This is a genomic window from Achromobacter sp. ACRQX, from assembly GCF_022346505.1.
Lineage (GTDB): Bacteria > Pseudomonadota > Gammaproteobacteria > Burkholderiales > Burkholderiaceae_B > Achromobacter > Achromobacter animicus.
Genome location: NZ_JAKRML010000011.1, coordinates 137,326 through 155,161 on the forward strand (window position 1 = coordinate 137,326; position 17,836 = coordinate 155,161).

Here is a 17,836-nt window from a genome sequence, read left to right on the forward strand (position 1 = left end):
TTAGCCAAAGTATGGAGATAGCCCCAATGAATAAGCCTTTGGACGGGGGATTGGCAGCCTTGAACGTGCCCGCGTACGTCAAGCATCGCGGACTGATCGACTGGGTCGCCAGTTTCGTCGCGCTGGCCAAGCCTGATCGCGTGGTGTGGTGCGACGGCTCGCAGGAAGAGTACGACCGCCTGTGCGAGCAGATGGTGCAGGCCGGCACCATGCGCCGGCTCAACCCCGCCAAGCGCCCCAATTCCTATCTCGCGTGGTCCGATCCGTCCGACGTGGCCCGGGTTGAAGACCGCACCTTCATCTGTTCCGACCGCGCCGAAGACGCCGGCCCCACCAACAACTGGGCCGATCCCGCTGAAATGCGCGACACGCTCAACGGTCTGTTCGATGGCGCCATGCGCGGCCGCACGCTGTACGTGGTGCCGTTCTCGATGGGCCCGCTGGGGTCGGACATCGCCCACATCGGCGTCGAACTGTCCGACAGCCCGTACGTGGCCGTGAACATGCGCATCATGACGCGCATGGGCAAGCAGGTCTATGACGTGCTGGGCACCGACGGCGACTTCGTGCCGTGCCTGCACTCGGTCGGCAAGCCGCTGGCCGAAGGCGAAGCCGACGTGGCCTGGCCCTGCAACCCCACCAAGTACATCGTCCACTTCCCCAAGACCCGCGAAATCTGGAGCTACGGCTCGGGTTACGGCGGCAACGCGCTGCTGGGCAAGAAGTGCTTCGCGCTGCGCATCGCGTCCACCATGGGTCGCGACCAGGGCTGGCTGGCCGAACACATGCTGATCCTGGGCGTTACCTCGCCCAAGGGCCGCAAGTACCACGTCGCCGCCGCCTTCCCGTCGGCATGCGGCAAGACCAACTTTGCCATGCTGATCCCGCCGCAAGGCATGGACGGCTGGAAGGTCACCACCATCGGCGACGACATCGCCTGGATCAAGCCCGGCCCCGACGGCCGCCTGCACGCCATCAACCCCGAAGCCGGCTATTTCGGCGTGGCCCCGGGCACCAGCGAGCAGACCAACTTCAACGCCATGGCCACGCTCAAGGCCAACGTCATCTTCACCAACGTCGCGCTGACCGACGACGGCGACGTCTGGTGGGAGGGCATGACCAGCACGCCGCCGGCACATCTGGTGGACTGGCAGGGCAAGGACTGGACGCCTGAAATCGCGCGCGAAACCGGCCGCAAGGCCGCGCACCCGAACGCGCGCTTCACCGCGCCGGCCGCGCAGTGCCCGTCCATCGACCCCGAATGGGAAAACCCCAAGGGCGTGGTCATCGACGCCTTCATCTTCGGCGGCCGCCGCTCCACCACCGTGCCGCTCGTCACCGAAGCGCGCAACTGGGTCGAAGGCGTCTACATGGCCGCCACGATGGGCTCGGAAACCACCGCCGCGGCCGCTGGCCAGCAAGGCGTGGTGCGCCGCGACCCGTTCGCCATGCTGCCGTTCTGCGGCTACAACATGAGCGACTACTTCGGCCACTGGTTGAAGCTGGGCAAGCAGCTCGAAGCCGCCGGCGCGACCCTGCCGCGCATCTACTGCGTGAACTGGTTCCGCAAGGGTCCGGACGGCAAGTTCGTCTGGCCCGGCTTTGGCGACAACATGCGCGTGCTGCGCTGGATGCTGGGCCGCATCGACGGCCAGTCCAAGGGCGTGGATCAGGTGTTTGGCGTGTCCCCCAGCTACCAGGACATCGACTGGACCGGCCTGGAATTCAGCCCGGACAAGTTCGAGCAGGTCATGTCGGTCGACGAGAACGCCTGGCGCGAGGAACTGGCGCTGCACCATGAGCTCTTCGGTCAGCTGTCGCAAGGCCTGCCCGACGAACTGCGCACCACCAAGACCGAGATCGAGGGCCGTCTGGCGGCTTGATGCCATTGATGGTTACCGGTTGATCGAACCCGCCTGCGTTTACGCAGGCGGTTTTTTATTGCCGGCCGCGGAATCCGCAGGCGCGTCCGCTCGGTGTTCAGGGTTGCCAGGCCGGGCTTAAACCGTTTGGCTCGCCGCGATGCCGTCCAGCGCCTTGGCCACGTCGTCCGGCAACTGCAGCGACGCCGCGGCCAGGTTTTCCTTCAGATGTTTCTGCGAAGACGTGCCGGGAATCAGCAGGATGTTCGGCGAGCGGCGCAGCAGCCACGCCAGCGCCGTCTGCATCGGCGTGGCGCCGATCCGCGCAGCCGCGTCGTTCAGGATGGACGACTGCAACGGGCTGAACCCGCCCAGCGGAAAGAACGGTACGTAGGCGATCCCTTCGCGGGCCAGGTCGTCGATCAGGGCATCGTCGGCCCGGTGGGCGACGTTGTACTGGTTCTGCACGCAGACGATGTCGCAGATGCCGCGGCCTTCTTTCACCTGCGTGGCAGTCACGTTGCTCAACCCGATGTGGCGGATCAGCCCTTGTTGCTGCAGGCCGGCCAGCACGGACAGCGGCGCTTCGATGGACCCCTCCGCCGGGCCATGGACGTCGAACATGGCGCGCAGGTTTACCACGTCCAGCACGTCGCGGCCCAGGTTGCGCAGGTTGTCGTGCACCGCCCGGGTCAACTGCTCGGCAGAGAACGCGGGATTCCACGAGGCATCGTCGCCGCGCACCGCGCCCACCTTCGTCACGGTCACCAGATCGTCGGAATAGGGGGCCAGCGCTTCCCGGATCAGTTGGTTGGTGATGTGCGGGCCGTAGAAATCGCTGGTGTCGATGTGGTTCACACCGGCGGCAACCGCGTCGCGCAGCACGGCAAGCGCGGCATCACGGTCCTTCGGCGGACCAAAGACGCCCGGGCCGGCGAGCTGCATGGCGCCATAGCCAAGCCGATAGACCTGGCGTGCGCCGAGGGAGTAGGTGCCGCTGTCTGCGAGTTGGGTCATGTCGGGTTCCTTGTTTCAGTGAAGGAGTGGGGATGGGCAAACGATAGAGCTTTCGCCACTGGCTGATAAGCCAATACAATCCGCACGGCTTGTACGGAAAAATGCACAATGGCGACTGACCTCGATCACCTCCATGCCTTCGTCGCCGTCGCGCGCGCGCGAGGATTCCGCGAAGCGGCCCGGACGGCGGGCACCAGCGCGTCGCGCCTGAGCGACACCGTGCGCCGCCTGGAGGCGCAGCTTGGCGTGCGGCTTTTCAACCGAACGACGCGCTCCGTGGCGCTGACCCAGGCCGGCCAGGAATTGCTGGCCCGGCTGGCGCCCGCGCTGACCGAGGTCGAGGCGGCGCTGGACGCCGTCAACGGGTTCCGCGACAAGCCGGCGGGCACCTTGCGGCTCAACGTGCCGCTCAGCGCCGCCAAGCTGGTGCTGCCGTCCATCGTCCCCGGCTTTCTGGCGGCCTATCCCGATATCCGACTGGAGGTCGTTGCCGAGGAAAGCTTTGTCGACGTGCTGGCTGCCGGCTGCGACGCAGGCATCCGCTACGACGACCGGCTGGAGCAGGATATGATCGCCGTGCCCATCGGCCCGCGCGTGCAGCGCTTTGCAGCCGGCGCCTCGCCCGACTACCTGAACCGGCGCGGGCGGCCCGCGCATCCCGAAGACCTGATGCAGCACGCCTGCCTGCGCGGCCGCTTTCCCAGCGGGGCGATGCCTGCGTGGGATTTTGAGCGGGGCGGAGAGACCGTGCGTATCGATGCGTCCGGACCGTTGGTCGTGCAGATTGGCGGCGCGGTCGATCTTGCCGTCGACGTCGCCATCGCGGGGGCGGGCGTCATGTATCTGTTCGAAGACTGGCTGCGGCCGCACTTTGAAAGCGGGGCGCTGGAGCCCGTGCTGGAGCCGTGGTGGCCGCAGTTTTCGGGGCCATTTCTGTACTACTCGGGACGCCGCCTGGTGCCGTCGCCGCTGAAGGCGCTGATCGACTTCATCAAGGCGCGGCCGTTTCGTTGAGCGGCGCGCACCGCCTCGCCGCCCCGCGCCGTTTGATGCACAATCGCCTGATGCACCTGGATCCCGAAGACCTCGCCAAGATCACGTCCCTGACGCTCGCCCATTACGAAGAGAACGCAGATTCCTTCCAGGCCGGCACGCGGGACCACGACGTCAGCCAGAACATCGCCGCCTTGCTGCGGCACATTGACGGCCAGCCGCCCTATGACATCCTGGATCTGGGATGCGGACCGGGGCGCGACCTGAAGACCTTCCTCGCGATGGGACACCGGCCCGTGGGCCTGGACGGCACGCCGCGTTTCGTGGAAATGGCGCGTGCGGCAAGCGGGTGCGAGGTCTGGGAGCAGGACTTCCTGCGGCTCCAACTGCCCGCGGCGCGCTTTGACGGCATCTTCGCCAACGCCGTGCTTTTTCACGTGCCGGGGCAGGAACTGCCGCGCGTGCTCAAGGAACTGCGGGCAACGCTGCGGCCAGGCGGCGTGCTGTTCAGTTCCAATCCCCGGGGCGGCAACCAGGAAGGCTGGAATCGCGGGCGCTACGGGGCGTACCACGATCTCGACGGCTGGCGTGCGCTGATGGAGGCCGCCGGATTCGACGAGCTAGAGCATTACTACCGGCCCGACGGACTGCCGCGCGAGCAGCAGCCGTGGCTGGCTAGTGTGTGGCGCCGGCGGGATTAGCGGGGCGGAGCTGAAAGGGGTCGATGAGCGGCGATCCCGTGGCCAGGCAACCGGGGGCAGACGGCAGAGCGGCCGCCTCCTCGCGTCGCGTCATTCAGGTGGCCGGTTCAACACTCGCTCGTAGTGACTCAGGTCAGCGTCCGAAAAGCAGCAGAAGATGACCTCTTGAATTGACGAATCCCTCGACAGGCTTACACGAACGGTATCGACCGCAATCTGCGCCGCCAAATCAATGGGATAGCCATAGATGCCGGTACTGATGCTGGGGAACGCAATCGAAGCTACGCCTTTTTCCTCCGCCAGCGCAATGCAGCGTTGATAGCAGCTTGCCAGGAGTGCCGGCTCCCGGTTATTCCCCCCGCGCCAAACCGGGCCCACCGTGTGAATGATGAAGCGCGCGGGCAGCCGATATCCGCCGGTCACCTTCGCATCGCCCGTCTGGCATCCGCCCAGCAGCCGGCACTCATGCACCAGATCAGGTCCCGCGGCACGATGAATCGCGCCATCCACGCCGCCGCCGCCCAGCAATGAGGAATTGGCGGCATTGACGATGGCGTCCACCTGAAGCTTGGTGATGTCTGAGCGGATGGCTCGCAGTGTGGTGGGCATTTGAATTCTCCTCGTGACGGGAATGCAGCGGCATTATCCCCGCGTCATTCAACTGGTCAACCGCCGGCTCATCTGCCGCATCGACGTGTCGGACGGCCACTTTATCGCCAATTCCGAGCGTGTCTGACGGCTGCTTTATCGCCGATTCCGAGCGTGTTTGATGGCTACTTTATCGCCATTTCCAGGCGCCCTCGGCCGAATTCCTGGGATCAATACCCGCCGACTACAATGAGCGCCGCCCACGCAGGTCGCTGGGTGTCCATCGCTGACCACCGCCCAGTGGCGCCGGCGCAGGAAATCCGCTTTCCCTCTCGACGTCCCTTTCATGGTTGCCTCCACGCTCGTTGGCATGCTGTGCGCACACCTGCTGTGCTTTTCCGGCATGTTCCTGCTTATCAGCCGTCGCCTGCCAGAAAACAGGATGGGGATGGACGTCTTCGCCGTCGGCAATCTGCTGCTCGCGGCGGCCTACATCCTGCAACTGGTCGAAGGCGGTCCCGCCTGGAGCCTGATGAGCGTCGTCAATCACTGCCTGACCCTGGCCGCGCCAATCGCGTACCTGCTTGGCGCCATGCGATTCTTCGGACGCCAGGTGCGCCTGTGGTTGCCGCTGGCGGTGTTTTGCCTGGTGTATGGGTTATTGCAGTGGCTGGTGCAATGGCAGCTCGGATCGGAAGCCCGATACGCCATGCTGGCCGCGTCGGCGACGCTTCTCTTCTTCGCCATGACCGTTACGGTGCTGTGCGGCACGCGCACCTTCGCCAAGGACTTGCGCGCAGAGATGATCTTCTTCGCGTGCCTGATCGGCGGAATCTGTGTGCTGAACGCGCTGAAGTTCCTGAAGATCACGGAGGGCGGCCTGGACGCGCTGCATATGGACAGCCGGTTTCAGATGATTTTCTACATCTATATGTCGACGCTTGCCACCATCGTGCCGCCTTCCATTGTCTGGCTCGTGCTGCGCCGGCTGACGGATAGTTTGCGCAATATGGCGGCGCGCGATCCGATGACGGATCTGCTCAATCGCAGGGGATTGTCAGACGCACTGACCCAGTATTTCAACGGCCGTAATGCGGTCCCCGCCTATTTGCTGATGGTGGACGTCGACCATTTCAAACGGATCAATGACAGCTACGGCCATCAAGCGGGCGATGAGGTGATCTGCCATGTGGCGGGGCTGCTCCGTGCCGGCGTACGGCGAGGAGATCTGACCGGCCGCACCGGCGGAGAGGAGTTCGTCGCCGTGCTTCTTGAATCGGAAGTGGCGGATGTGATGGTTCTTGCGGAACGGCTGCGCGCCAGCATCGAAAGCCAGGCAATCCATGTCACCGGCGGCGATGAGCCGCTGCGCTGCACGGTCACGATTGGCGTGTCAGCGCGCTTTCATGGAGCGGATGGTTTGGAGGAGGCGCTCCGGGAGGCGGATGGGGCGCTTTATCGGGGGAAGGCTCGGGGGCGGAATCGGGTGGAAGTGGGCGGTAGTGACGGCGAAAGGGCGATTGCCGGAGTTACGCCGCCTCCCACAATGCCGCTGTCAGACCCAGCAACAGCAGTATCGCGGACGAGATAAACCATCGCACGGTTTTCCGGTATTCATCCTCGGCTTCATCTTCCAAACGCAAGGCGCGGCAAAGCGCAATGATCTGCAGCAGGATCGCGACCAATAAGAACACGCCCGGCAGCACGGATAACACGCTCCAATCGCCCGGCGCGTCGAAGCCCCAGAAACGCAGGAAACCCAGCGAAAAGCCCAGAAATACGGTGATGGCCGTAATCAATCCAGCCCGAAAGCCCTGGGGCAGGTCGCGTGACCTGTGGCTGCGGGGCCGTACCAAATCCTCGTCTGGCGTTTCCGGTGTCATCATCGAGATACTCCGCACTGAGTACGCTACGGCCCACCCGCTACCGGTTCATGTGGGGGCGAAAGCGGAACTCCTGCCTTCGCGCGGGGCGAGGTTGAACCGATTATGGCTGATAACGCAGTGCACAAGGGCTGTTGACCTCGCCGTGTCGCAGCCCTGTGCCTTGCTTGCAGTTGCCCACGCTCGCCAGCCACCCCGGCCACGGCCGTTGCCCGGGCAGCGGCGCCGCGGGCGCGGCCGCCTACGATCGGACTCTTTGTGCTGGCGCTGCTGGGGATGGAGCGTGGGCAAGGATGTGAATCCGGACATTCGCATACCATCCGACGTCGGCTATCGGCCAAGACGAGCCATTCCGTACATACGAGTCTATACTCGGCGCCCCACCAGGCTTCTTGAAACGATAGGACCGAATGAAGTCGAAAAAATTTCTCATCGCCGCGCTGGGAGTGTTGGTGGTGACTCAACCAACATCATCCGTCGCACAGAACATCAACGGCAAGAATCTCTATACGCAGAGATGCGCGATGTGCCACGGTGCAGATATCAAAGGCACGGGGCCGTTGGCCAAGAAAAGCACTCCTCCCACGCCTGACCTCACGACTGCTGCATTCAAAAAGCGACTCAATGATTATCCGGGAGTCATCGTCTCTTCGGTAATACTTCGTCCGAACGGAGACCTGATTCCGAGAACTTTGAAGGAGAACGGCGTAAAGCTGGCACCGCACTCCTGGACCGTTCAGGATTTTCGAGATTTGAACAAGTACATGAGCGATGTGATTTCCAAGAGCCGGTGATGATGTGTTGCCCGTTTGACTGCTACGGGTGGAAGCCGCCCGTCACCAGCGGCGGCTCGCGGACATGCGCGATCGTCATCCCGGTCTTTTCCCGCCATCGATGGATTTTTAGGCCGTTTCTTTTCAGACTAGAGTACTGGCAAAACTGAGCGACTTCGGCATTTTTCGCCCAATGCGCTTAGCCAGCCGGTACTAGCCTTCTTGAAGCGCCATAAAGCGTCATTTTCCCAACCTTGCATCCCAGCACCAAGAGCACCGCATAAACCACGAGCATCACCACCGCCACCACATTGGAATCCGCGGCGCGTATCAGTTGGTCCCACGTCATCGCCCGAATCGCCAGAAAGCCCAGTCCAACCCCCAGCACCTGTGCCAGCCAGAACGCCAGCGTACCGAGGACGACTGCCCGTCCTTGGCGCGCGTCACCGATCGGGTGCGGCAGAATCCTCAGGCAGACGACGGTGCACAGCGCCAGAAGCAGAACTGGCAGGATCAGGAAGCCGAGCGCGTATTGCAGCCAGCCGACGGTGAGCGATTGCGCGTTCAGGTAGCTGCCCATGGCGATGCACACGCTCAGTTGCCAGCCCAGGATCATCAAACCGGCATTCCAGGCCGCGTGGCGTTGTTCATACGCTGGACCACCGGCTTGGTCCGCAGGCTGCACGGTTCGCGCGGCGATGCGCACGGCGAGATATGCGCCCAGGACTTCCAAGGCAACGGCCAGGGCACCGAGGAACAGGCCTAGCGTCAAGAATTTGTTGGCCGTGCCAGCGTGTTGCGCGGCGTACAGGACCAGCACGCTTTGCAGATAGATCATGAGGGCCGACACGGCCAGCGAGAACACCAGCGTCAAGATGATGACGATGCCGAAAAGCTTTCCCGGCGCGTTCACAGCGTGCGTATTTTGCTGCCGCAGCCAGCGATGCGTGGCGCTCCATACGGTCAAGCCGACAAAAATGGAAGAGGCCGCGATGTTTGCCAAAAATGGCACCAGGTACTGCGGAAGGCTGAACGTCTCGCGCAGTTGCGCGGATTCGGGCAATCCGATCAACGTGTAGCCTTGCAGCAGCGCGGCGTAGGCCACGCGCACGATGACGACTGTCAATGCCAGGCGCAAAGCGAGAGAGCAGGGGGAGCGGGCGGGAGCGGTCATCGACGTTGTGCGGAAGTGGCCAGAGACAGCGGCGGAAGAATTAGGGATCGACCATAGCACGGCGCTGCCGCAGAACGACATACCGCGCCGCGATGCGCCGCCTCATGATCTGCATGGTCCCCAAACGCGACCGCGCCCGCATGCCGGTAACTGGCATGCGGGCGCGGGGTCACTGGCGGAGCGTTCGCCTCAATGCATCTGCCCGTACTTCCCAGCGTTGAAGTCCTGGATCGCCTCCACGATTTCCGCTTGCGAGTTCATCACGAAGGGCCCGTAGCCAACGACCGGCTCATCGATCGGCTCGCCGCTCAGGATCAGGAACACGGCGTCGTTATTCGCTTCGACCGTGATGTCTTCCCCCTCTTTCGAGAAGAGCGTCAGTTGCGCATCCCGCGCGACAGCTTCGCCGTTGACCAGCACCGTGCCGCGCAGCATGACGAGCATGCTGTTGCGGCCCGCCGGAATCGGGAAGGTCGCCGTCTTACCCGCGGCCAGCTTCACATCCCAGACATCCATCGGCGTGAAAGTCCGCGCCGGACCCGTCTGGCCTCCGTAGCTGCCCGCGATCACGCGCAGCGAACCCGAGTCATCCGGCAGCGCCACGACCGGGATGTCCGCATTGAGAATCCCCTGATAACCGGCCGGCGCCTTCTTGTCCTTGGCCGGCAGGTTGACCCAGAGCTGCACCATTTCCAGTTTTCCGCCCGTGCGGGTGAAGGCGTGGGAATGGAATTCCTCGTGCAGGATGCCGGAAGCCGCCGTCATCCACTGGACGTCGCCGGGGCCGATGACGCCGCCGTTGCCGGTGGAGTCGCGGTGTTCGACTTCGCCGCTGTAGACGATGGTCACGGTTTCGAAGCCGCGATGCGGGTGCTGGCCGACGCCGCGGGGCTGGTTGGCCGGGCCGAATTCGGCGGGGCCGGCGTAGTCCAGCAGCAGAAACGGGCTGGTGTCGCGGCCCTTGTCGTTGTACGAGAACATGGAGCGCACCGGAAATCCGTCGCCCACCCAGTGGGGACGGGGGCTGGCGTGCACGCCGAGGATCTTCTTCATGGTGAGGTTTCCTGTTGCGCGGCCCCTTCGGGGCCGTTCGTCATAGGCAAGAAGATAAGGGCGGAATGCCGATATCGGTAGTGCCCGTGGCTGATAAGCACTGTTCCATGCGGCGAACGATCATCGCGCGGCGGCAGGCCACGCCCGCGCCGGGCAGGTATCCTTCCGGGCATGGACAAGATCAGGGACGAAACCGCGGCGGCGCGGTGCGAGACGGTGGTGACGGGATTTGCCCCGGTCGTGGGGGAGGGTGCGCGCGTGCTGGTGCTGGGCTCCATGCCCGGCGTGGCCTCGCTGCGGCAGGTGCAGTACTACGCGCATCCGCGCAATGCGTTCTGGCCCCTGGCAGCGCGGATCTTCGGGTTTGATCCGGGCGTGGCCTACGACGAGCGCTTGCGTGCGTTGCAGGCTAACGGCGTGGCGCTGTGGGATGTGTTGCAGGCCTGTGAACGGCCGGGCAGTCTGGATGCCGACATCCGGGGCGATACGCTGGTGCCGAACGATTTCCAGGCATTTTTGAGCCTTCACCCGTCCATCGGGCGCATCTGCTTCAACGGTGCGAAGGCCGCGGCAATGTTCCGGCGGCATGTGCTGCCGACGTTGCAGGCGCCCGGGCTCGACATTTACGAGCTGCCCTCGACGAGTCCCGCCCACGCGGCGGCCAGTTTCGAGCAGAAACTGACGGCGTGGGCGCCGGCATTGAAATTCCCGACGCGCTGAATCAGCAAGCCACGGTCAGGCGGCATAACCCCGACTATTCGCTGCGCAGCCCTTTCGCAAGCCGCGCCTGCGCAACCCCCAACCGCCGCCTCGACTCCGTCCCCCAATTGACAGATATCAAGGCTCTATATAACTACAGGTGATAAGTTAATTTCCGTAACACTTAAACGTTTCGGAGTTTAACGATGCACACCCCCCATAGCCCCCCGGAAACGCCGCTCCCGGGCAAACGCGGTTTCCTGAAAGGGCTCCTAGGCCTGGGCGCCGCCGCCTCGGTCATTCCCATCCACGCCGAGGCCGCGCCGGGTCTTAATGGCCAACCGCCGCGCCGGCCTGGCATGGCCGGCAAGCGCTACGGCATGGTCGTCGACATGCGCAAGTGCATCGGCTGCCAGTCCTGTACGGTGAGCTGTTCGCTGGAAAACGTACCGCCCATCGGACAGTTCCGCACCACCGTCCTGCAGTACGAAGTCACGCCCGACACCGGCGGCCCCTGTTCGATGGTGATGCTGCCGCGCCTGTGCAACCACTGCGACAAGCCGCCCTGTGTGCCGGTCTGCCCGGTGCAGGCCACGTTCCAGCGCGAGGACGGCATCGTGCTGGTCGACAACGCGCGCTGCGTGGGTTGCGGCTATTGCGTGCAGGCCTGTCCCTATGACGCCCGCTTCATCAATCACGAGACCCAGACTGCGGACAAATGCACGTTCTGCGAGCACCGGCTGGAAGCCGGACTGCTGCCGGCCTGCGTGGAAAGCTGTGTGGGCGGCGCGCGCGTGATCGGCGACATGAACGATCCGGACAGCGCGATATCCCGGCTGCTGGCCGAACACAAGGCCGACATCAAGGTGCTCAAGCCCGAGATGAAGACCGATCCCCACGTCTTTTACATCGGCCTGCCCGATGCGTTCGTGCATCAGGTCGACGGCCAGGCCGGCGTGCGCCTGGCGGGCGGTCACTGACACGGAAGGGGAGACTCTCATGCGAATTTCTGAATTGCTCACGCCGGTATACGACGCGGCCTGGTTGCCCTGGGCCGTGCAGTATTTCTTTCTGATCGGCATCAGCGCGACCACCGCGCTGACCGCCGCCTTTGCGACGTTCGGGCGGGCGGATTCCGCCCCGCGCCGCTTGCTGCCGGCCGCGGTGACGGTGCTGCTGGTCAGCGCCATCGCCGCGCCGGTGTCGTTGCTGGCCGACCTGCATCAGCCCGGCCGTTTCTGGCACTTCTATGCGCACATCACGCCATGGTCGTGGATGTGGCTGGGGGCGTTGCTGCTGCCGGTCTTCGTGACGCTGGCGCTGCTGTTCTGCGCGGCGTGGTGGTGGGGGCGGATCGGGTGGCTGCGGGTGGTGGCGGCGGCCCTGGCGCTGTCGGCGCTGTCCATCCTGGTCTACACCGGGGCCGAGGTAATGGTGCTGCGTTCGCGGCCGTTATGGCACACCGTGTTCCTGCCGGTGAACTTTGCGCTGACCGCCTGGCTGGGCGCGTTGGGTGCAATGTTCCTGGTGGGCCGCTGGCTGCCCGGCGGATTGCGCGCGTTGCCGGTGGAGATGTTGCGCCGGCTGAGCGTGACCGCCGTCGTGATGATGGCGCTGGGCGCGGGGGCGTGGGTGCTGCTGGGCCTGCTGGGACTGGATCCGTCCTTCGAGGCGGCGCTGCGGCTGTTCGCAGGCTTTCCGATCTGGCGCCTGAGCCTGGCGGGCGCCGTGATCACGGCCTTCTGCATCGTCGGGCTGTTGCAACGGCCGGCGCGCACGCTGGCGGCGCCGCTGCCGTCGGCCGCGTTGGCGCTGACGATGCTGGGCGCGGCGTGGATCTTCCGCTGGGTGGTTTTCATGAGCGTGCAGGGCGTGCCCAAGTACGGCGCAGGACTCTACCTGTACGACATGCCGTGGGGCAGCGACGGGCTGCTCGGCATGGTGGGCGTGTTGGGGCTGTGCGTGGCGCTGATCACCGCCGTCACCTGGGCCCTGGACATCTTCCCCGCGCGCGCACGCGCCGTGGCCGCCTGAGCGCGCCGAGACGATAAGCACATGGATAAGAAAGCAATGGACAAGCAACACGAAGATCACAAACGTCGCGGCGCTGACGATGGCCCGGACCAGCCGCGCGACGAGGCACGGCGCAAGCTGATGATGCGCGGCGGCATGGTGGCCGGCGGTATGGCGGCGTTTGCGGCGGGCTATGGCGACACCGTCGTCAAGGCGGTGAAGGGCCTGGCGCAGGGCACCGCGGGCGTGCCGACGACGCACGCCGTGCGGGGCAATTCGCTGACGCCGGAGTTCCGCATCGATCCGCTGACCGGTGCGCTGAGCGCCCAGCCGGGCCAGATCGTCAGCCCGTCGAGCTGCCTGGGCTGCTGGACGCAATGCGGTGTGCGGCTGCGCGTGGATACCGCTGAGAACCGCATCCTGCGCGTGGCCGGCAACCCGTACCACCCGCTGGCCACGACGCGGCCCGCCGCGATGGACACGCCCGTGCGCGATGTCTATGCGCAACTGGGCGGCGATAGCGGGCTCGAAGGGCGCGCCACGTCGTGTGCGCGCGGTTCGGCCATGCTGGAGCAGATGGACAGCCCGTACCGGGTATTGCAGCCGATGAAGCGCGCCGGCAAGCGCGGCGACGGCAAATGGCAGACGATCAGCTTCGAGCAACTGGTGCAGGAAGTCTGTGAAGGCGGCGACCTGTTCGGCGAAGGCCACGTGGACGGCCTGCGCGCGATCTTCGACCGCGAGACGCCGCTGGACCCGGACAATCCGGAGTACGGCGCGAAGGTCAACCAGTTCCTCTTTACCGACGCGTCCAACGAAGGGCGCACGCCGCTGATCCAGCGCTTTGCCGGGCAGTCGTTTGGCACGGTCAACTTCAGCAATCACGGCTCGTACTGCGGCCAGAGCTTCCGGGTGGGCGCGGGCGCGGCGCTTGGCGACCTGAAAGGCATGCCGCACGGCAAGCCGGATTGGGACAACGCGCGCTTCGGGCTGTTCATCGGTGCGGCGCCGGCGCAGGCCGGCAATCCGTTTCAGCGCCAGGCCCGCCAATTGGCCGAGGCGCGGGTGCGGCCCGGGGAAGCCGCGTTCACCTACGTGGTGGTGTCGCCCGTGCTGCCGGCCTCGTCCAGCCTGTCGGCGGGATCGGGCAATGAATGGGTGCCGGTCAATCCGGCCAGCGACCTTGCGCTGGCGATGGGCCTGATCCGCTGGATTCTGGACAACGAACGTTTCGACGCGCGCATGCTGTCGCAACCCGGCCCGAACGCCATGAAGGCGGCGGGCGAGGCGGCGTGGACCAACGCGACGCATCTGGTGGTGGCCGAACCGGACCATCCTCGCCTGGGCGCGTTTCTGCGTGGCGCCGACATGGGCTGGGCGCGCCCGGCCGATGCGGACGAGAAATGGGAGGACGTGTATGTCGTGCGTCTGGCCGACGGCACGCTGGCGCCGCACACGACGGCGTCGTCGGCGGAACTGTTTGTGGACGACACCATCGCCGCGCCCGGCATGGCAGGTAGCCCGGAGGCGCTGCGGGTGCGGACCTCGCTGTCCCTGCTGCGCGAGGAGTCGCGCCGCAAGACGCTGGACGAGTACGCCGCGCTTTGCGGGGTGCCGGCGGCCAAGATCGCGTCGCTGGCCGAACGCTTCACCAGCCACGGCAAGCGCGCCGTGGCCGATGCGCACGGCGGCACGATGAGCGGGTCGGGCTTCTACACCGCCTACGCCATCGCCATGCTGAACACGCTGGTAGGCAACCTGAACGTCGAGGGCGGACTGGTGCTGGATGCCGGGCCATTTCCGCCTTACGGCATGGGGCCGCGCTACAACATCGCCGGCTTTGCCAACAAGGCCTCGCCCAAAGGCGTGTCGCTGTCGCGCAACCGCTTTCCGTACGAGAAGTCCAGCGAGTTCAAGCGCAAGAAGGCCGCGGGCCAACCAGCGTACCCGGCTGCGGCGCCCTGGTATCCGGCCACCGGCGGACTCAGTTCGGAGATGCTGGCGTCGGCGCTGGCGGGCTATCCGTATCGCGCCAAGGTCTGGTTCAACCACATGAGCAACCCGGTGTACGGTATTGCCGGGTTCCGCCACGTGGCGCTGGAAAAACTGAAGGATCCGCGCATCCTGCCGCTGGCGGTGTCGATCAACCCGTTCATCAACGAGACCAACGCGCTGGCCGACTACATCGTGCCGGACACCGTCACGTACGAAAGCTGGGGCGTGTCCGCGCCGTGGGCCGACGTGGTGGCCAAGGCCTCGACCGTGCGCTGGCCTGCGGTGCAGCCGCGCGTGTCGCGCACCGCCACGAACGAGCCGGTGTGCCTGGAGACCTTCCTGATCGCGTGCGCCAAGCGCCTGGGCATGCCGGGGTTTGGCGAGGGCGCCATCTCGGACAAGGACGGCGGCAAGTACGCGCTGGACACGCCCGAGGATTTCTTCCTGCGCGGCATGGCCAACATCGCGTTTGCGGCGGGACGTCCGGTGCCGGAGGCCAGCGACGACGACATGGCGCTGACCGGCGTCGACCGCTACCGCGACCTGTTGCAGACCAAGCTCAAGCCGGGCGAATGGCGGCAGGTTGCGATGCTGATGAGCCGGGGCGGGCGCTTCGACCGGATGGAAGACGCGTGGACGCAAGCCGGCGAACAGCCGCGCCGCACGCGCGTGGCCTACGCCAAGCCGCTGCATGTCTGGAGCGAGGAATTGGCGGGGTTCCGCCACGCGATGACGGGCGAGCGCTACAGCGGCTGTCCCACCTGGTATCCGACGCGCCTGGCAGACGGGCGCGATATGCGGGATGAATACCCGCGCGAGGACTGGCCCTTCCTGCTGAGCTCGTTCAAGTCCAACCTGATGAGCTCGCTGTCGATCGGCGTGAACCGTCTGCGGCAGGTGCATCCGCACAACCCCGTGTCGATCAGCCGGCAGGACGGCGAACGGCTGGGCATCCGCAACGGCGATACGGTCCGCATCGTGACGCCGGGCGGGTCGGTGACGGGGCTGGCCCTGCTGCGCGATGGGGTTCAGCCGGGCGCGGTGGGCATCGAGCACGGTTACGGGCATACCGAGCTGGGCGCGCGCGCGCATGTCGTCGACGGCAAGCCGATGCCGCACGATCCGGCGCTGGCGGCGGGGGTCAATCTGAACGATCTGGGCTTTGGGGACGCGACGCGCGGCCAGCATGCCAACGTCTGGATCGATTGGGTATCGGGCGCGGCGGTGCGGCAGGGTTTGCCGGCGCGGATCGAGCGGGTTTGAACGGGTGTGAGCCGAAAGCGCTGACGGCGGAAGCGGTCAGCGCACGACGGTGTCAGCCACCAGTTCCAGCCCGTCGGCGCGCGGCCCTACGTCCGTCAGCACGCCGCTCAGGTCGCCGGCCTGGGCGGCAGCATTGCCCGAGCGGCTGACGCGGATCTCCACGCGAACCTTGCCGGCTTTGGACAGCGTGGCATCCGGCGACATGGACGTGCTGTCGTCCAGCACGAACGCCCGCGGCAGGTCCGCAACCTGCATCTTCAGGATGGCGACCGGCATGCGGGATCCCTCCATGGGGCGCGCCAGGATGAAGACGGTGTCGTTTGGCGCGACCTGGCCGCGCAGCGTGTCGGCGATGCGGGCCTGACCGGTGAGGCGGGCGGGCGCGGAGGGCGTGGCGGCCGGAGCGGCGGGCGTTGCGGAAGCAGCCGGCGTCGACCCCGCCACCGCAGGCGATGCGGACGAGTTACCCGACGCAGCCGCCACCGACGCTCCCCCAGCCCCACCCGTCGCCATGGCGCGCGCCTGCGCGATATTCGTCTGGATCTGCCGTGCCGCCTCCGACTCTGCCGGCAGCAGCTTTTGCAACCGTTCCCAGTGCGTCAGCGCCTCGGCGGCGTCGCCGCGGCGCAGCGCCATCATGCCGGCCAGCGCCAACGCCTTGGGCTGATCCGGCTCGGCCTGCAGCGCCTGCGCGACGGCCGCGATGGAGTCTTCGTCGGGCTGGCCCTGCCGCGTCGACAGCAGCGCGTCGGCCAGATCGGCCAGCACCACGGGCTGGCCGGGCACCAGCCGCAGCACCTCCCGATACGCGGCAATGGCGTCGTTGTAGCGGCCCAGCGTTTCGTAGGATCGGCCCAGCATGTACCAGCCATCGGCATCATCGGGCGAGGCGCGCAGGCGCTGGGCCAGCGCGTTGATCGCCAGCGCCATGTCGTTGTCCGCCTCCTGCGCATGGGGTTCAGGCGTTTGCGCCATGGCGATCGTGGCCGCCGCGCGCGGATTGCCCAACTGCCCGTACAACAGCACGGCGGCCACCGGGACGGCCACCGTCAGCACGCACGCCGCGGCAATGCCGGCGCGCTGTCCGCCCAGCCGTGCGCGGGGATCACGGCGCATCGCCAGGTCCTGCAGCAGATCGCGTTGCAGCTCTTCGTCGGCGCGGGCGTGCGCCTGCGGGCTGAGCGCGCCGTTAGCCAGATCGCGCTGCAGTTGCTCCCGCTGCGCCAGATAGAAGGCGCGCACGCTGGCGTCCGACGCGGTCTCCGCGGCCGGCGTGCGGCGCAGCAGCGGCGGCACGAGGCAAAACAGGGTGGCCAGCAGCAGGGCCAGGACGATGAGCCAAAGCGTGGTCATGAGCCGGAATCCAGGAAGCGGGCGGCGCGGGCGCGTTCGTCCGCGGTCAGCGGTGCGCGCGTGCCGGCGCGCCGTTTCAGCGTGCGCACCAGCACCAGGAAGCCCACGGCCAGCAGCGCGAATGGGCCCACCCACAGCAGCCAGGTAATCGGCTTGAAGGGCGGGTCGTAGCGCACGAAGTCGCCGTAGCGCTCTTCGAAGAAGCGCATGATTTCCGTGTCGGTCTTGCCTTCGGCAAGTTGGCCGCGGATGAGCTTGCGCATGTCCAGGGCGAGGGGCGCGTTGGATTCGGCCAGGGTCTGGTTCTGGCAGACGAGGCAGCGCAGGCCGTGCGCGAGCTTGTCGGCGCGCTGTTCCTGTTCGGGTGACAGCACGGGTGAGGGAGCCGGCGCGGCGCGAAGGGGCGTCGGGGTCAGGAATGTGACCAGCAGGCCGGTCACCAGGACGGCCTGCATGGCGACCTGCATGG

At 66.1% G+C, this 17,836-nt stretch carries 16 protein-coding genes; 9 read left to right on the top strand and 7 right to left on the bottom strand.

All coding sequences use genetic code 11. The features are described 5' to 3' along the window. Positions 1-26 precede the first annotated feature (26 nt). Positions 27-1,883 carry a phosphoenolpyruvate carboxykinase (GTP) gene (locus MHZ91_RS12860; RefSeq protein ID WP_175124104.1) on the top strand — a complete coding sequence of 619 codons (1,857 nt, stop codon included), beginning with the start codon at positions 27-29 and terminating at the stop codon, positions 1,881-1,883. A gap of 117 nt (positions 1,884-2,000) precedes the next feature. Here the strand turns inward: MHZ91_RS12860 and MHZ91_RS12865 are convergent, their stop codons facing one another. Then, positions 2,001-2,879: an aldo/keto reductase family oxidoreductase gene (locus tag MHZ91_RS12865; RefSeq protein WP_239213929.1), complete on the bottom strand. Its 879-nt coding sequence runs from the start codon at positions 2,877-2,879 to the stop codon at positions 2,001-2,003. 108 nt (positions 2,880-2,987) lie between these two features. On the opposite strand from MHZ91_RS12865, the gene MHZ91_RS12870 reads away from it, so the two are divergent. Continuing rightward, positions 2,988-3,893 carry a LysR family transcriptional regulator gene (locus tag MHZ91_RS12870; protein WP_239213932.1) on the top strand — a complete coding sequence of 302 codons (906 nt, stop codon included), beginning with the start codon at positions 2,988-2,990 and terminating at the stop codon, positions 3,891-3,893. Positions 3,894-3,943: 50 nt separating this feature from the next. Then, positions 3,944-4,573: a class I SAM-dependent methyltransferase gene (locus MHZ91_RS12875; protein WP_239213971.1), complete on the top strand. Its 630-nt coding sequence runs from the start codon at positions 3,944-3,946 to the stop codon at positions 4,571-4,573. Between the two features lie 90 nt (positions 4,574-4,663). Here MHZ91_RS12875 and MHZ91_RS12880 read toward each other — a convergent pair whose 3' ends face one another. After that, on the bottom strand, positions 4,664-5,182 hold the full coding sequence (locus MHZ91_RS12880; RefSeq protein ID WP_239213935.1) for an O-acetyl-ADP-ribose deacetylase: 519 nt from the start codon (positions 5,180-5,182) through the stop codon (positions 4,664-4,666). 325 nt (positions 5,183-5,507) lie between these two features. Between MHZ91_RS12880 and MHZ91_RS12885 the strand changes: the two genes are divergently transcribed. Continuing rightward, on the top strand, positions 5,508-6,752 hold the full coding sequence (locus MHZ91_RS12885; RefSeq protein WP_239213938.1) for a GGDEF domain-containing protein: 1,245 nt from the start codon (positions 5,508-5,510) through the stop codon (positions 6,750-6,752). On the opposite strand, the gene MHZ91_RS12890 is transcribed toward MHZ91_RS12885, so the two are convergent. After that, positions 6,691-7,047 (bottom strand): hypothetical protein, encoded by a 357-nt coding sequence (locus MHZ91_RS12890; RefSeq protein ID WP_239213941.1) that lies wholly within the window; start codon positions 7,045-7,047, stop codon positions 6,691-6,693. The two genes, MHZ91_RS12885 and MHZ91_RS12890, sit on opposite strands and share 62 nt — an antisense overlap. A 407-nt stretch (positions 7,048-7,454) precedes the next feature. On the opposite strand from MHZ91_RS12890, the gene MHZ91_RS12895 reads away from it, so the two are divergent. Continuing rightward, the gene (locus tag MHZ91_RS12895; protein ID WP_239213944.1) at positions 7,455-7,838 is read left to right on the top strand and encodes a cytochrome c; all 384 of its coding nucleotides are present in this window, start codon (positions 7,455-7,457) and stop codon (positions 7,836-7,838) included. A gap of 178 nt (positions 7,839-8,016) precedes the next feature. Here MHZ91_RS12895 and MHZ91_RS12900 read toward each other — a convergent pair whose 3' ends face one another. Together MHZ91_RS12900 and MHZ91_RS12905 are read right to left on the bottom strand one after the other, a co-directional pair. Next, positions 8,017-8,991, bottom strand: coding sequence for a hypothetical protein (locus MHZ91_RS12900; protein WP_239213946.1), 975 nt, complete (start codon positions 8,989-8,991; stop codon positions 8,017-8,019). 189 nt (positions 8,992-9,180) lie between these two features. Then, on the bottom strand, positions 9,181-10,044 hold the full coding sequence (locus tag MHZ91_RS12905; protein WP_239213948.1) for a pirin family protein: 864 nt from the start codon (positions 10,042-10,044) through the stop codon (positions 9,181-9,183). 171 nt (positions 10,045-10,215) lie between these two features. Between MHZ91_RS12905 and MHZ91_RS12910 the strand changes: the two genes are divergently transcribed. From MHZ91_RS12910 to MHZ91_RS12925, 4 genes are all read left to right on the top strand, one after another. Beyond that, on the top strand, positions 10,216-10,764 hold the full coding sequence (locus tag MHZ91_RS12910) for a DNA-deoxyinosine glycosylase (RefSeq protein ID WP_255809542.1): 549 nt from the start codon (positions 10,216-10,218) through the stop codon (positions 10,762-10,764). A gap of 185 nt (positions 10,765-10,949) precedes the next feature. Further along, positions 10,950-11,723, top strand: a complete 774-nt coding sequence (dsrO, locus tag MHZ91_RS12915) for a sulfate reduction electron transfer complex DsrMKJOP subunit DsrO (RefSeq protein ID WP_175124114.1) — start codon at positions 10,950-10,952, stop codon at positions 11,721-11,723. Positions 11,724-11,742: 19 nt separating this feature from the next. Further along, positions 11,743-12,777, top strand: a complete 1,035-nt coding sequence (gene nrfD, locus MHZ91_RS12920) for an NrfD/PsrC family molybdoenzyme membrane anchor subunit (RefSeq protein ID WP_239213949.1) — start codon at positions 11,743-11,745, stop codon at positions 12,775-12,777. 36 nt (positions 12,778-12,813) lie between these two features. After that, a complete protein-coding gene (locus MHZ91_RS12925; protein ID WP_239213976.1) occupies positions 12,814-16,014 on the top strand; it encodes a tetrathionate reductase subunit A in 3,201 nt (1,066 codons plus the stop codon). Between the two features lie 36 nt (positions 16,015-16,050). Here MHZ91_RS12925 and ccmI read toward each other — a convergent pair whose 3' ends face one another. Together ccmI and MHZ91_RS12935 are read right to left on the bottom strand one after the other, a co-directional pair. After that, a complete protein-coding gene (ccmI, locus tag MHZ91_RS12930; protein ID WP_239213951.1) occupies positions 16,051-17,367 on the bottom strand; it encodes a c-type cytochrome biogenesis protein CcmI in 1,317 nt (438 codons plus the stop codon). Then, the gene (locus MHZ91_RS12935) at positions 17,364-17,822 is read right to left on the bottom strand and encodes a cytochrome c-type biogenesis protein (protein ID WP_255809549.1); all 459 of its coding nucleotides are present in this window, start codon (positions 17,820-17,822) and stop codon (positions 17,364-17,366) included. Before MHZ91_RS12935 ends, ccmI begins: the two co-directional genes overlap by 4 nt. Positions 17,823-17,836 lie beyond the last annotated feature (14 nt).